Source organism: Thauera sp. JM12B12 (genome assembly GCF_039614725.1).
Taxonomy (GTDB): domain Bacteria; phylum Pseudomonadota; class Gammaproteobacteria; order Burkholderiales; family Rhodocyclaceae; genus Thauera.
Genome location: NZ_CP154859.1, coordinates 3,307,930 through 3,322,356, shown reverse-complemented (window position 1 = coordinate 3,322,356; position 14,427 = coordinate 3,307,930). Strand labels below are relative to the sequence as shown.

General features: G+C 69.3%; 12 protein-coding genes and 1 other RNA gene. 5 read left to right on the top strand and 8 right to left on the bottom strand.

Annotation, left to right across the window (positions count from 1 at the left end):
- Entirely contained in the window at window positions 1-1,905 is a 1,905-nt protein-coding gene (locus tag AAG895_RS15075) for an SLC13 family permease (RefSeq protein ID WP_345792804.1), read from the bottom strand.
- 177 nt (window positions 1,906-2,082) lie between these two features.
- On the opposite strand from AAG895_RS15075, the gene AAG895_RS15070 reads away from it, so the two are divergent.
- The gene (locus AAG895_RS15070; protein ID WP_345792803.1) at window positions 2,083-3,405 is read left to right on the top strand and encodes an MFS transporter; all 1,323 of its coding nucleotides are present in this window, start codon (window positions 2,083-2,085) and stop codon (window positions 3,403-3,405) included.
- Between the two features lie 22 nt (window positions 3,406-3,427).
- Here AAG895_RS15070 and AAG895_RS15065 read toward each other — a convergent pair whose 3' ends face one another.
- Genes AAG895_RS15065 through AAG895_RS15055 form a run of 3 tightly spaced genes read right to left on the bottom strand, consistent with a single transcriptional unit; the run spans window position 3,428 to window position 8,470 of the window.
- The gene (locus AAG895_RS15065; RefSeq protein ID WP_345792802.1) at window positions 3,428-6,130 is read right to left on the bottom strand and encodes a cation-transporting P-type ATPase; all 2,703 of its coding nucleotides are present in this window, start codon (window positions 6,128-6,130) and stop codon (window positions 3,428-3,430) included.
- A 46-nt stretch (window positions 6,131-6,176) separates the two neighbouring features.
- Window positions 6,177-7,592 carry a TonB-dependent receptor gene (locus AAG895_RS15060; RefSeq protein WP_345792801.1) on the bottom strand — a complete coding sequence of 472 codons (1,416 nt, stop codon included), beginning with the start codon at window positions 7,590-7,592 and terminating at the stop codon, window positions 6,177-6,179.
- 47 nt (window positions 7,593-7,639) lie between these two features.
- Window positions 7,640-8,470: a nitroreductase family protein gene (locus AAG895_RS15055; RefSeq protein ID WP_345792800.1), complete on the bottom strand. Its 831-nt coding sequence runs from the start codon at window positions 8,468-8,470 to the stop codon at window positions 7,640-7,642.
- A 277-nt stretch (window positions 8,471-8,747) separates the two neighbouring features.
- Between AAG895_RS15055 and AAG895_RS15050 the strand changes: the two genes are divergently transcribed.
- Both AAG895_RS15050 and ffs read left to right on the top strand, forming a co-directional pair.
- Window positions 8,748-10,439, top strand: coding sequence for an AMP-binding protein (locus AAG895_RS15050; protein ID WP_345792799.1), 1,692 nt, complete (start codon window positions 8,748-8,750; stop codon window positions 10,437-10,439).
- An 80-nt stretch (window positions 10,440-10,519) separates the two neighbouring features.
- Window positions 10,520-10,618: signal recognition particle sRNA small type (ffs, locus tag AAG895_RS15045), an RNA gene on the top strand.
- A 94-nt stretch (window positions 10,619-10,712) separates the two neighbouring features.
- On the opposite strand, the gene AAG895_RS15040 is transcribed toward ffs, so the two are convergent.
- Window positions 10,713-11,612 (bottom strand): ZIP family metal transporter, encoded by a 900-nt coding sequence (locus tag AAG895_RS15040; RefSeq protein WP_345792798.1) that lies wholly within the window; start codon window positions 11,610-11,612, stop codon window positions 10,713-10,715.
- 218 nt (window positions 11,613-11,830) lie between these two features.
- Between AAG895_RS15040 and argB the strand changes: the two genes are divergently transcribed.
- The gene (gene argB / locus AAG895_RS15035) at window positions 11,831-12,733 is read left to right on the top strand and encodes an acetylglutamate kinase (protein ID WP_345792797.1); all 903 of its coding nucleotides are present in this window, start codon (window positions 11,831-11,833) and stop codon (window positions 12,731-12,733) included.
- Between the two features lie 106 nt (window positions 12,734-12,839).
- On the opposite strand, the gene AAG895_RS15030 is transcribed toward argB, so the two are convergent.
- Window positions 12,840-13,277 carry an Hsp20/alpha crystallin family protein gene (locus tag AAG895_RS15030; protein WP_345792796.1) on the bottom strand — a complete coding sequence of 146 codons (438 nt, stop codon included), beginning with the start codon at window positions 13,275-13,277 and terminating at the stop codon, window positions 12,840-12,842.
- A 217-nt stretch (window positions 13,278-13,494) separates the two neighbouring features.
- Between AAG895_RS15030 and AAG895_RS15025 the strand changes: the two genes are divergently transcribed.
- The gene (locus tag AAG895_RS15025) at window positions 13,495-13,734 is read left to right on the top strand and encodes a cysteine-rich CWC family protein (RefSeq protein WP_345792795.1); all 240 of its coding nucleotides are present in this window, start codon (window positions 13,495-13,497) and stop codon (window positions 13,732-13,734) included.
- On the opposite strand, the gene AAG895_RS15020 is transcribed toward AAG895_RS15025, so the two are convergent.
- Both AAG895_RS15020 and AAG895_RS15015 read right to left on the bottom strand, forming a co-directional pair.
- On the bottom strand, window positions 13,673-14,053 hold the full coding sequence (locus AAG895_RS15020) for a barstar family protein (RefSeq protein ID WP_345792794.1): 381 nt from the start codon (window positions 14,051-14,053) through the stop codon (window positions 13,673-13,675). The two genes, AAG895_RS15025 and AAG895_RS15020, sit on opposite strands and share 62 nt — an antisense overlap.
- Window positions 14,050-14,424 (bottom strand): ribonuclease domain-containing protein, encoded by a 375-nt coding sequence (locus AAG895_RS15015; RefSeq protein WP_345792793.1) that lies wholly within the window; start codon window positions 14,422-14,424, stop codon window positions 14,050-14,052. Before AAG895_RS15015 ends, AAG895_RS15020 begins: the two co-directional genes overlap by 4 nt.
- Between the last annotated feature and the right edge of the window lie 3 nt (window positions 14,425-14,427).

The window sequence follows — 14,427 nt, the reverse complement described above, 5'->3', positions numbered from 1 at the left end:
TCAGAGCGGCCAGACGAGGACGAGCAGCGGGATCGAGACCGCTGCCACGAGCACTTCGAGCGGCAGGCCGAGCCGCCAGTAGTCCCCGAAGCCGAAGCCGCCGGGGCCGAGGATCAGGGTGTTGTTCTGGTGGCCGATGGGGGTGAGGAAGGCGCACGAGGCGCCGATCGCGACCGCCATCAGGAAGGCGTCCGCGTTGACGCCGAGCGCCGCGGCGGTGCCGATCGCGATCGGGCACATGACGGCCGCAGTGGCGGCGTTGTTCATCAGGTCGGACAGGAACATGGTGACGATGAGCACCAGGGTGAGGGCGAAGATGGCGTTGCCCTGCGCCACGCCGTCGAGCAGCGCATGCGCGATCAGGTCGGCGGTGCCGCTCGATTCCATCGCCCCCGCGACCGGGATCAGCGCGGCGAGCAGCACGATGACCGGCCAGTCGATGCTCTCGTAGACCGAGCGCAGCGGGATGGTGCGCAGGGCCATCGAGGCGAGCACGCCGAGCGCGAAGGAGATGGCCGCCGGCAGCAGGCCCAGCGCGGCGCCGCCGACCGCGAACAGCATGATCGCGCCGGCCGTCCACGCCTTGCGCCGGTCGGGGATGCGCAACTCGCGCTCGGCCAGGGGCACGCAGCCCGAATCCGCGGCGAACTCCGTGAGCGCCTCGAGCGGGCCCTGCATCAGCAGCAGGTCGCCAGCCTGGATCTTGAGCGTCCTCAGGCGCGACTTCGATCGGTTGCCGTTGCGCGACACGGCAAGCAGGTTCAGTCCGTAGCGGGTGCGCAGCGACAGATCGCGGGCCGAGCGACCGATCAGCACGGCCTCGGGGCGAACGACCAGCTCCATCAGCGTCACCTCGGCGTCGGCGCGGGCTGCGCCCTTTTCGTCCTCCTGCGTCCCCTCGTCAAGCACGGTTTCCCCCTTGTCACGCGGGTCTCGCGGCCCCTTGCCCTTCTCCTTGTGCTGGCCGTCCTGCTCCGCGTCTTCCCCGTCCTGCTGCGCCGCGTCCGCGCGCGATGAGCCGGCCTCCTCAAGCTGGAGACCAAGCGTGGACAGCACTTCGGGCAGGGCCTCGACATCGGCCTCGATGACCAGGATGTCGCCCGCCAGCACCTTGCGGCTCGACTGCGGGGCGGTCATGCGCACCTCGTTGCGCACCAGGCCGATGATCTGCGCGCCGGCCTCGTCGAGGCGGGCCTCGATCTCGCGCAGGAACAGCCCCGCCGCCTTGCTGTCGGGCACGACGCGGACCTCGGTGACGTAGGCGCCGGTCTCGAAGCCCTCGGTGCTCGCCTTCTCGCGCGCGGGCACCAGGCGCCAGCCGAGCAGCACGATGAACAGCGTGCCGACCACCGCGACGGCGAGGCCGATCGGCGTGAAGTCGAACATGGCGAAGCTGCCCGCCCCCGTCTGCGCGCGAAATCCGGACACGATCAGGTTGGGCGGGGTGCCGATCATGGTCGTCATGCCGCCGAGGATGGTGCCGAAGGCGAGCGGCATCAGCACCCTGCCGGGGGGGAGCTCGAGGCGCGTGGCCAGTTGCATCGCCACCGGCATGAGCAGGGCCATCGCGCCGACGTTGTTCATGAAGCCCGAGAGCAGCGCACCCAGACCGACGAGCGCGGCGAGGCTGAGCAGGATGCCGGCCCTGGCCGGCAGCAGTCTGGCGGCGAGCGCGTCGACCGTGCCCGAGACCTGCAGGCCGCGCGAGAGCACGAGCACGCAGGCCACGGTGACCACCGCCGGGTGGGCAAAGCCGGAGAAGGCTTCCTGGGGCGGGATCAGGCCGGCGAGCACGCAGGCGAGCAGGGCGCCGGTCGCCACCATGTCGTGCCGCCAGCGCCCATGGAGGAACATCGCCACGGCGATGGACAGGATGAGGAGAATCAGCAGTTGGTCCTGGGTCATCTGAGCCTTGCGCGAAGTGCGTGGGCAGGGTGCCTGCGGACGGGCCCCGGAACGGGGTTGGGGCCGGCTGAGCTGCCAGTTTAAGATGATCCGGCGGCCGCGTGGCCGCGGTGTGCATGATCAGGGAATGCCGTTGCGTGCGCCGCCGCGCGGCGCCGCGAGTGCAGGAGATTGCCGATGCCGCGACATCCCGAATGGATGGAAAGCCTTTACGAGCGCCTCGCCGAGGACGACGAGGGACGCGTGTGCGCGGCGATCAGCGAGGCGGCGTGCCGGGAGTCGCCCGGCAACTTCTTCCGCACGCTGCTCGCCAATACGCTCTCCAGCCTCGCCGACCGCCTCGCCAGCGCGAAGACGACGCTGCCCTGGTTGCTGCTGCAACTCGGTGCGCCGGGCTGGATGCTGAGCCTGCTCGTGCCGATCCGGGAGTCGGGCTCGATGCTGCCGCAGATGCTGATCGGTGCGGTGGTGCGCCGCCAGCCGGTGCGCAAGTGGGTGTGGGTCTGGGGGGGCGTGCTGCAGGGCCTGTGCCTGCTCGCCATGGGCTGGGCGGCGCTGGCGCTGCAGGGCGCGCCGGCGGGCGCGGCGGTGGTGGGGCTGCTGGTGCTGTTCAGCCTCGCGCGCGGGGCGTGCTCGGTGGCCTACAAGGACGTTCAGGGCAAGACCATTCCGAAGACGCGGCGCGGGCGCTTGTCGGGCTGGATCAGTGCGCTGTCCGGGCTCGCGGCGCTCGGCGTCGGCCTGGCGCTGGGTGGCCTGCAGGGGGAGGGCTCGCCTGTCCTGTTCGCCGGGCTGCTGGTGGGCGGCGCACTGCTGTGGCTGGCTGCGGCTGCGGTGTTCGGCCGCATCGTCGAGCAGCCGGGTGCCACCGAGGGGGGGGCGAACGGCATCGTGGAGGCCGTGTCCCGCCTCGCCCTGCTGCGCGACGATCGCCCCTTTCGCGCATTCGTCCTTGCGCGCGCGCTCGCCATGGGCTCTGGCCTCGCGGCGCCCTTCTACGTGGCGCTAGCGCGGGCGGAGCTGGGTGATGCGCTCGCCCTGCTCGGCGTGTTCATCGCCGTCGAGGGACTGGCCGGGCTGCTGAGCTCGCCGGTCTGGGGGCGCTGGGCCGACCGTTCCAGCCGCAAGGTGTTCGCGGCAGCGTGCGCGCTGGCGGGGGCGCTGACCCTGGCCGTGGCGCTGTGGTCGTGGCTGCCGATGCCGGCCTGGGCCGCGCTCTGGTTCTATCCGCTCGCCTTCTTCGGGCTGGGCATCGCGCACGCCGGCGTCCGACTCGGCCGCAAGACCTATCTGGTGGACATGGCCGAGGGCAACCGCCGCACCGACTACGTTGCCGTGAGCAATTCGGTGATCGGCCTGCTGCTCTTGCTCTCCGGCGTGATCGGCGGCGTGGCCGCCACCGTGTCGGTTGAGGCCACGCTCGCGCTGCTGGGTGGCGCGGGCCTGCTCGGCGCCTGGCTCAGCCTGGGGTGGCGGGAAGTGTCGGGCCGGAGCGGATGAGCCGCGGCGGGCCGGCCGGGTGTCAGCGCCGCGGCCTGCGCAGCGCGGCCTTCTCGCCCTCGATGACGAGAAACACCAGCACCCCGGTCACCAGCGGCGCGCCCCAATGATCGAGCGGTAGCGGGGTGGTGCCGAACCAGGCGTTCATCACCGGCAGGTAGACGAAGCCGAGCTGGAGCAGGCCGAGCGTTGCGACCGAGACGATCGCGCCGGGGTTGGTCAGCATGCGCGCGGGCGCCAGGCTGGACGCGGTGAGGAAGCGGCTGTTGAACAGGTAACAGGCCTGCGCCACCACCAGCGTATTGACCGCGAGGGTGCGCGCGGCGGCCAGTTCCATCCCCTGTGCGAGCGCGTACTCGAAGGACAGGATGGTGGCGCCGCCGATGAGCAGCGAAACGGAACCCACCCGCCAGAGCATCCTCGCGTCCATGATCGGGGTGCCCGGCTTGCGCGGTGGGCGTTCCATGACGCCCGGTTCTGCCGGCTCGAAGGCGAGCGCGAGCGCCAGCGTCACCGCGACCACCATGTTCACCCACAGGATCTGCACCGGCGTCAGTGGCAGGGTGAGGCCGAGAACCACCGCGGCGAGCATGACGAGGCCCTGAGCGCCGTTGGTCGGCAGGATGAAGAGGATGGCCTTCCTCAGGTTGTCGTAGATCGTGCGGCCTTCCTCGATCGCGCGCTCGATGGTGGAGAAGTTGTCGTCGGCGAGCACGATCTCGGCGGCTTCCTTGGTGGCCTCGGTGCCCTTGATGCCCATCGCCACGCCGACGTCGGCGCGCTTGAGCGCAGGCGCGTCATTGACGCCGTCGCCGGTCATCGCCACTACCTCGCCACGCGCCTGCAGGGCCTTGACCAGGCGCAGCTTGTGCTCGGGGCTGGTGCGGGCAAAGATGTCGCAGTGCTGGACGATCCGCTGCAGGTCCTCGTCGCTGGCGGCCTCGATCTCGGCGCCGGTGATCACCTTCAGCGACCCCGCCGTACCGAGGCCCATCTCGATGCCGATTGCGCGCGCGGTGCCGGCGTGGTCGCCGGTGATCATCTTCACGCGGATGCCGGCCGCGTGGCAGGAGCGGATGGCGTCGATCGCCTCCGGCCGCGGCGGGTCGATGATGCCGATGAGGCCGAGGAAGACCATGTCCTCCTCGAGGTCCTCGAGCGCCAGCGCGTCCTTGTCGTGCCCCACCTCGCGGGTGGCGGCGGCGAGCACGCGCAGGCCCTCGGCGCTCAGCGCCTCGATCTGCGCCTCCCAGAAGGCGCGGTCGAGCGCCTCGAATCCGCCCGTTGCGCCGAGCTCGAGGTGGCAGCGGTCGAGCAGGCGGTCGGGCGCGCCCTTGAGCAGGATGCGGCGCACCCCGCCGGGCGCGGTGTTGAGCGTGGCCATGAACTTGTTGGCCGACTCGAAGGGAATGCTGGCGTGGCGTTCGTGGGTGCCGGCGTCGAAGCCGGCCTTGTGGGCGAGGGTGCGCAGCGCGCCCTCGGTGGGCTCGCCGGTGACCTTCCACTGGCCGTCTTCCTCGGCGAGGTGGGTGTCGTTGGCGACCGCGATCACCTCGATCAGCGCGTGCAGGTGACCGTGGTCCGCGAGGCCGGCGACCTTGCCCTCCAGGGTGATCTCGCCTTCGGGACGGTAGCCGGTGCCGCTGACTTCGTAGAAGCCGCCGCGGGTGACGACGTGGCGCGCGGTCATCTCGTTCCGGGTCAGCGTCCCGGTCTTGTCCGAGCAGATCACGGTCACCGAGCCGAGCGTCTCGACCGCGGTCAGCTTGCGCGTGATCGCGTTGCGCTGCGCCATGCGCTGCACGCCGAGCGCCAGCGTGATGGTGAGGATCGCGGGCAGGCCCTCGGGGATCGCCGCCACCGCGAAGCCGATCGCGGCGAGGAAGACTTCGGCGAGCGGCTGCCGGTGCACCCCGGCGCCGATCGCCAGCATCAGCAGCGCGAGCGCGACGATGACGATCGACAGCAGCTTGCTGAAGCGCCCCATCTGGCGGGTGAGTGGGGTCTGCAGGGTCTCGACCTCGGCGATCAGGCGGTTGATGCGGCCGAGCTCGGTATCGCCGCCGGTGGCCACCACCACGCCGCTGCCGCGGCCGGCGGCGACAAGGGTGCCGGAGAAGGCCATGCCCAGGCGGTCGCCCACGCCGGCATCGGCATCGACCGCGTCGGTGCCCTTGTCGGCCGGCACCGATTCGCCGGTGAGCGCGGATTCCTCGATGCGCAGGTTGGTGGCCTCGAACAGGCGCAGGTCGGCGGGGACGCGGTCGCCCGAGCGCAGGCGGACGACGTCGCCGGGGACGAGCTGGTCGGCGTCGATCGCGCGCCAGCGCCCGTCGCGGCGAACGTGGGCGTGCACCGACAGCATCTTGCGGATGCCCTCGAGCGCCGCCTCGGCCTTGCCTTCCTGGACGAAGCCGATGATCGCGTTGATGACCACCACGCCGAGAATGACGCCGGTGTCGATCCAGTGGCCGAGCGCGGCCGTGATTGCCGCGGCCGCCAGCAGCACGTAGATCAGCACGTCGTTGAAGTGCTTGAGGAAGCGCCGGAGGAGACCCTCCTTCGCGGGCGCCGGGAGACGGTTGGGTCCGAAGATCTCCAGCCGACGCGCGGCCTCTTCCCCGGCGAGGCCCTGCGCGCTGCTGGCGAGCGCCGCGAGGACGCGTCCGGCGTCTGCGGCGTGGGGCGCGGCGGCCGTCGTGTTTCGATTCGGCGTCTGGCTCACGGGCGGAGCGGGCGGCGCGTTGGCGGGCGGACCCCGCGGCGGCGCGTCACTCGGTGTCGTAGCCGAGCAGGCGGCTCTCGATGATGCGCCCGGCGACCGCTTCGGGCACCTCGGCCTCCCAGTCGCCGCGCCCGCGCCGCAGGCGGGCGAGCACGTCGGCGATGTCGATGTGCAGATGGCTTTCGTCGTGCGGCTGCACGGCGACGAGCTTGTCGTTTTCCTTCAGGAAGGCGAGCAGGTGGCGCAGGTTGTCGGGTACCTGCACGTTGTCGAGGGTGACGGTGGCGGAAGCGTCGGTGCCGCGCGGACGCGAGGGATAGACGTAAACGTGGGTGTTGTCCGGGAACAGCTTGCCGAAGGCTTCCAGGATGCCGCCCTCGAGGCCCTCGTAGTACTTCTCGTCGAACAGGAAGGCGAAGTCGCGCACCGACAGCACGATGCCGATCGGCTTCTGGGTGTAGCGGCGCAGGTAGGCGCGCAGGCGGAAGAAGCGCACGTAGTCCGAGATCATCACCGTGTAGCCCTGCGAGGAGAGCAGGTCGATGCGGGCGAGGAAGTCGGCGCCATCGACGTTGTCGCCGCTGATCAGCGAGTTCATGGTGATCTCGGCGAGCGAGACGATCTCGTTGTCGTCCACCGCGGCGAGCTGGCTGAACTGTTTCAGGCCGGCGGCCATCATGTCCACATTGACCAGGGTGACCGGCTTGAAGCTGCCGCGCATCACCATCACCGGCTTGCGGTACAAGAGCTCGCCCGGCACCACCACCTCGCCCTTCGGGTTGAAGACCACCGCGCGCGTCAGCCAGCTGCGGATCAGGTGCAGGTTCATCAGCCGGTTCTCCACCTCCTCGAAGTAGGGGCCGGAGAAGTGGATCAGATCGACCTCGATGCGCTCGGAGCCGAGCCCGTCGGCGAGGCCCTCGACCACCCACTCCGGATTCTGGTGGTGGAAGAAGGCGCCGTAGATGAGATTGACGCCGAGGATGCCGAGGGCCTCCGACTGCAGTGCGTTGTCGTTGTCCAGCATGCGCACGTGCATGACGATGTCGCTCGGCTCGGCGCCCGGATGCAGCTGCAGGCGGATGCCGACCCAGCCGTGGCATTCGTTCTTCTGCTTGAAGCTGCGCGCGGTGACGGTGGCGGCGTAGGCGAAGAAGGTGGTGTTCTTCGGCCGCAGGTGGGCCAGCCGGGCGACGACCTGGGTGAACTCCTTGTCGAGCATCTGCAGCAGGCGGGCGCGGCTCACGTAGCGGTCCACATGGCCGTAGATGTCGTCGCTGACCGCCATGTCGTAGGCCGACATGGTCTTGGCGATGGTGCCGGCGGCGGCGCCGACCTGGAAGAAGCGGCGCGCCACCTCCTGGCCGGCGCCGATCTCGACGATCGCCCCGTACTTGTATTTGTCGAGGTTGACCGCGAGTGCCTTCTGATCGGTGTTGAGCGTGTTGTCGCGCTTGCGCATGGTGGGTCCTCGGTGGGGCGGCGAATGGGGCGGGTGTGCGGTACCGGCTACCTGAGCTTGAAGCCGAGCGTATGCAGGGCATCGACGAGGCGGTCGCGCCCCGACAGGCTCTCCGGGCCGGCGATGCGCTTGGCCGAATGCACGGCCCAGGTGCCATGCACGTTCATCTTCTGTTCCGTGTAGAAGTGCGCCATGGCCCGGTTGTAGGCCTCGATGCCCTCGTCCTGGCTGTCGAGCGCGTAACGTTCGTGGTGCAGCACCACGCGCTGCGGCGGGCGCGGCTTGACCGCGGCGGGCTTGGCCGGGTCGGGCGCGCCGACGCACATGCCGAACACGGCGAACACCTCGGGCGGCAGCGCGAGCAGGCGCGCGACTTCCTCGGGACGGTTACGCATGCCGCCGATATAGACCGTGCCGAGTCCGAGCGACTCCGCTGCGGCAGCGGCGTTCTGCGCGGCGAGCGCAGCGTCGATCACGGCAGTGAGGAACAGCTCGGTGTAGTCCAGTCCGGCCGATGGTCGCTCGAGCTGGGCAGCGACGCGGCGCAAGCGCGCGAGATCGGCCAGCCACACGAGCTGCAGCGGGGCGTCGCGCACGTGGGCCTGGCCACCCGCGCATTCGGCCAGCTGAGCGCGGGTGTCGGGGTCGCGCACGGCGACGACGCTCCACAGGTTGAGGTTCGACGAACTGGCGGCCGATTGTGCGGCGGCGACCATGGCGGCGAGTTGTGCCTCGGAGACCGGATCGGGCAGGAATGCGCGCACCGATCGGTGCGCGAGCAACTGCTCGATGAAGGGATTCAGCGCGTCTGCGGCAGGCAGGGCGGCATGGCCGTAGCGTGCGAGCAGGCCTGGATGAGAGCCGGACGGGGTGGGCATGAGCGCTCCGGACAAAGAGGATTGAGCCACGAAGTATACCGACTCGCTCGCAGCAGCCCTACACGTCGGCCACAGCGCAGGGCGCGGCCGGGAGCATGTTTGCTGCGTGTCCGGGTGGAATTTGATCTTCGTCGTTGAATTACGTTAACGTCAACGTAAAATGCCGTCCCTGAAGATGGCCGGCGCGTGCATCGCAGTCGCGCCGCCGAGCACGGCGGGGCATCATCGCCCCGGTCACGCGAATCCGATTTCAATGACGATCTGGAGAGGAGAGCACATGAGCGCTGTTACCGAGTTCCTGGCTGCACGCGACTTCCTGCTGCAGCACCGCAGCGACTACGCGACCGCATACGCCGGCTTCAAGTGGCCCAAGCTGAAGGAGTTCAACTGGGCCCTGGACTACTTCGACACCCTGGCCAGGGGCAACGAAAACCCGGCCTTGTGGATCATCGAGGAAGACGGTCGCGAGTCGAAGCTCTCCTTTGCCGAGATGTCGGCGCGCTCGAACCGCGTCGCCAACTGGCTGCGCAAGCAGGGCGTCAAGCGCGGCGAGCGCATCCTGATCATGCTCGGCAACGAAGTGCCGCTGTGGGAGACCATGCTCGCCGCGATCAAGCTCGGCGCGGTGGTGATCCCGGCGACCACGCTGCTCACCCCCGACGACCTCGTCGACCGCGTCGAGCGCGGCCAGGTCAAGCACGTGGTGATCGGCAAGGCCCACACCGAGAAGTTCGAGAACCTGCCCGGCAGCTTCGGCCGCATCGCCGTGGGCGGCGCGCCCGCGGGCTGGAAGGCCTTCGAGGAGGCCGCGGCCGAGTCCGACCAGTTCACCCCGGACGGCGTGACCCGCGTCGACGACCCGCTGCTGCTCTACTTCACCTCGGGCACCACCTCCAAGCCCAAGCTGGTGCTGCACACCCACCAGTCCTACCCGGTCGGCCACCTGTCGACCATGTACTGGATCGGCTTGAAGCCCAACGACCGCCACATGAACATCTCCTCGCCGGGCTGGGCCAAGCATGCATGGAGCTGCTTCTTTGCGCCCTGGAACGCCGGCGCCTGCGTGTTCCTGTACAACTACAACCGCTTCAACGCCAAGGCCCTGCTCGACGTGCTGGTCAAGTACGAGGTCACCACCATGTGCGCGCCGCCGACCGTGTGGCGCATGCTGATCCAGCAGGACCTGGCTTCGGTGAAGACCAAGCTGCGCGAGCTGATCGGTGCCGGCGAGCCGCTCAACCCGGAAGTGATCGACCAGGTGAAGAAGGCCTGGGGCATCACCATCCGCGACGGCTTCGGCCAGACCGAGACCACCGCGCAGATCGGCAACACGCCCGACCAGCCCTTGAAGCCCGGCTCCATGGGCCGCCCGCTGCCGGGCTACAAGATCGCGCTGCTCGACGCCGACAGCAAGCCCTCGGTCGAAGGCGAGGTGGCGCTGGTGATGGGCGAGCATCGTCCGGTCGGCCTGATGGTCGGTTACGCCGGTGACGCCGCCAAGACTGCCGAAGTGATGCGCGACGGCCATTACCGCACCGGTGACGTCGCCAGCATCGACGATGAGGGCTACATCACCTACGTCGGCCGTGCCGACGACGTGTTCAAGGCTTCCGACTACCGCATCAGCCCCTTCGAGCTCGAGAGCGTGCTCATCGAGCACCCGGCGGTGGCCGAAGCCGCGGTGGTGCCGAGCCCGGATCCGGTGCGCCTGGCGGTGCCCAAGGCCTTCGTGATCCTGGTCGCCGGCCAGGAGCCGAGCAAGGAACTCGCCAAGGACATCTTCGCCTTCACCCGCGAACGCCTGGCCCCGTACAAGCGCATCCGCCGCCTGTCTTTCGCCGATCTGCCCAAGACCATCTCGGGCAAGATCCGCCGCGTCGAGCTGCGCAAGGCCGAGGAGGCGCGCGGCGAGGCGGCCCGTGGCGAGCTGGAGTTCTTCGAGGAGGACTTCCCCGAGCTCAAGGGCTGAACGAGGGCGTGATCGCGGCTGCGGTGCGCGGTGTCCTTGCCGCACCGCAGCGGCCGGCATGCTGCTACAATGCCGGCCGTGGCGGGTCTCCCCGCATTGCAGCGCGGTGAACCTGGTCAGGGCCGGAAGGCAGCAGCCACAGCCGCTTCCTGCAAGTGCCGGGGGTCAGGCTCGCCACCCCGAACACGACAGGACGAAGGGCGCTCGATTCGAGCGCCCTTCGTCCTTTCCGACCTCCGCATCGCCCGCTCCGGGAAGTGCCGTGGACCAGACTCATGCGAGCATCGTGTCCATGAGCATCATCGTCACGAAGCCGACAATCAGGCCCGCGGTCGCGAGCGTCTCATGACCACGCCGATGCGACTCGGGGATGATCTCGTGGCTGACCACGAACAGCATCGCCCCTGCTGCGCCGGCCAGGCCCCAGGGCAGGACCAGCGCCGAGACGGACACCATCATCGAGCCCGCGATGGCGGCGACCGGCTCGATCAGACCCGAAACCGTGGCGACGCCGAACGCCAGCCAGCGACCGTAGCCGGCGGCGACCAGCGCGATGGCGACGATCAGTCCTTCGGGCACGTTCTGCAGCGAGATCCCCGCCGCGACCGCGTCGCCCGAACCGCCGCTGCCGTTGAGGCCGGCGGCAACGCCGATCGCGAGGCCTTCGGGCACGTTGTGGACCGCGATCGCAAACACGAATAGCCATACCGCCGCGCCGCTGCGCCGCCCCTCGGGGACGTGGGTGTGCGGCAACGCGCGGTCGAGGGCGAGCAGGCCGCCGGCCCCGAGCAGCACGGCGAGCCCCACCAGCACACCTGCGCCGGTCCGGGAGGCGGTCTGCGCCAGCGCCGCGTCGAAGCCGGGCAGCAGCAGCGAGAACACGCTCGCCGCGAGCATCACGCCCGCACCGAAGCCGAGCAGCATGCCCTGCACGCTTGCGCCGATCCGGCGCACGACGAGCAGCGGAAGCGCCCCCAGGGCCGTGGCTGCGGCGGCCATGGCGCCGCCGGAAACCGCACCCGCGACCGGCAGGTCGAAGCCTTCCGCGCTGCGCAGCAACTGCGCGGCCAGCAGGGCGAGCCCGGTGATCGCGATGAGCCAGCCGCTGAGGGCGCGCAAGGCACCTGCGGGGCTGGCGGGCTGGAAATGCAGGCGGGCAACTCTGTCGACCATGGCGGGACTCCTCGTGAAGCGTGGCAAGAAGGGTGTGCCCCGTTCTTGCGGATGGCTTCAGTTTCGGTTCAGGAGTGCGATAGATCAAATTGAAGATCGTAAGCTATGCGATAGCTGGTGCGTATGGATGCGCCGATCGCGACGCGGTTTGCTGCAGTGCGCTTCCGGTTCCGCAGGCAGGCCACTAGAATCTCCGGGTTCGTTCAAGGAGCTCTCCGATGACCCAGTCCGCCCCCCAGCAAGCCGTGAGCCCCGCACGCAAGGCCGAGATCCTTGCCGAGGCGCTGCCCTACATCAAGCGTTTCTTCGACAAGACCATCGTCATCAAGTATGGCGGCAACGCGATGACCGATCCGCACCTCAAGGACTGCTTCGCGCGCGACGTCGTGCTGTTGAAGCTCGTCGGCCTCAATCCCGTGGTCGTGCATGGCGGCGGGCCGCAGATCGAGACCCTGCTGGCGCGCGTCGGCAAGAAGGGCGAGTTCATCCAGGGCATGCGCGTCACCGACGCCGAGACCATGGAAGTGGTCGAGATGGTCCTCGGCGGCCAGGTGAACAAGGAGATTGTCAACCTGATCAACCAGGCCGGCGGCAAGGCCGTGGGCCTGACCGGCAAGGACGCCAGCTTCATCCGCGCCAAGAAGCTGCTGATGCAGAAGCTCGACGCCCCTGCCGGCGACCTGATCGACGTCGGCCAGGTGGGCGAGATCACCAGCATCGATCCCAGCCTGATCGCCTTCCTCGACCAGGGCGACTTCATTCCGGTGATCGCGCCGATCGGCGTCGGGGAAGAAGGCGAGACCTACAACATCAACGCCGACGTGGTCGCCGGCAAGCTGGCCGAGATCCTCAAGGCCGAGAAGCTGGTGCTGCTCACGAACACGCCGGGCGTGCTCGACAAGGCGGGCAATCTGCTCACCGGGCTCACGCCGCGCCAGATCGACGATCTGGTCGCCGACGGCACGCTGTCGGGCGGCATGCTGCCCAAGATCGGCTCGGCACTCGACGCCGCGCGCAACGGCGTGAAGTCGGTGCACATCATCGACGGCCGCGTCGAGCACTGCCTGCTGCTCGAGATCCTGACCGACCACGGTGTCGGCACGATGATCAAGAGCAAGTAAGCCGCGCCTGCCGGCATCCGCGCCTTGCGCGCGGGTCGTGAAAACACGAAGCCCGTCTCCGCTGCTGTGGAGACGGGCTTCTCGCTGACCGCGCGCTGAAGGGCGATCAGTCGATGTTCAGGCGCCTGGCCTGCGCTTCTGCCTTGCGCGGCAGGACCAGTTCGAGCACGCCGTCGCTGAACTTTGCCGAAGCCTTGGCCTCGTCGATCTCCTGGCCGAGCTGGAAGCTGCGCGACACCTTGCCGAAGTAGCGCTCGGTGCGCAGCACCTTCTCGCCTTCCTTGACTTCCTTTTCCTGCTTGCGTTCGGCGCTGATCGACACCACCGGGCCGTCGATGTGCACGTGGATGTCTTCCTTCTTCATGCCGGGCAGTTCGGCATGGACCTCGTAGCCCGCTGCCGTCTCCTTGACGTCGACGCGCATCTGCGGCGCTTCGGCGCCGACGTTGGCCACGGTGCCGCCGCCGAAGTCGACCGGGCGGACGAAGAAGCCACGGAAGAAATCTTCCAGCGGATCGGTACGACGGGTGATATTGCTGCTCATGTCGGTTGTCCTCCTCTAGCTCGAAGCTCGCCGGCGCAGTCCGGCCTCACAGCCAATATAGGACCGTGGGGCGTGTTTTCAAGACGCCGAGGCCGCGCGCAGGGAGCGCTCCGCCGGGAGTCGGTGCGAAGGGGAGATCGACTATGATCCGCGCGCCTGCAGTGCAGCCCGCGAAGGCGCGCGCGGATGCGGGCTGCCAGGCGATGGAGGACAAAAGATGCCGATGAGCGAACCAACCAACACCTGTCCGCGCTGCGGCGCGGCCTTCACTTGCGGCATGCAGGCCGGCGAACCGGCGTGCTGGTGTGCCGCCTATCCGGCCGCGTTCGCCGTCCCGGAGGCGGGTGCACTGCCGGCGGATGCCGGCTGCTACTGCCCGCGCTGCCTGTCTGCACTCATCGAGGAGCGGCGGGCGCGCCTGGCCCAGGAGGGCGGTCAGCCGCCGGCGCTTCGCTGAGTACGAATTCGAACGCGACCCCGGAGTGAGCCCAGAACTCGGCCGCCTCGGCGAGGATCTCCAGCGCGGTGTCCAGCGTTTCGGGCGCGGCTGCACGCAGCGCCTGGGGTTCGCAGAGCACGAGGCGGTAGTGTGGCGCCGGTAGCCAGCTGAGGTCGGTCAGGCAGTCGGACAGTGCATCCCAGTTGTGCCCGAACCAGTGCGGAAAGTGCAGCGCGCGCGCGAAGCGCGCGAGCAGTTCCGCCTTGTCGGTGCAGCCGGCGAGCTCGATGCGGATCTCCGCGCATGCGGACGCGGGGCGGGAGGGGGCTTGGCTCATGGCAGCGGCTCGATCTGGCGGAAGCTGCGGTAGTGGTCGGCGGTGTAGTAGAAGACCTCGGGCGGGTTGCCGCCGGCGACGATCCGGCGCGCGCCACGGTCGCGCGAGCCGGGCGTGGGCACGGTGTACTCGCGATAGTAGCCGCGCGGCTTGGCCGGCAGCAGGCGCTCGCGGTTCTGGAACGTGGTGCCGTCCTTGCGGTAGGGGAAGGGACCGCCGCGCTGGATGAGGCCGAGGGTCTCGATCGCCTCCGGTGGCAGGCCGGCGTGGGAGGGCAGGCCGCTGCCGGAACCGGCGGGCGGCGAACAGGCAGCGAGGCTGCCGACGAAGACGAGCAGGAGCGCGAGGCGCGCGAGGAACAGGCGAAGCATGGG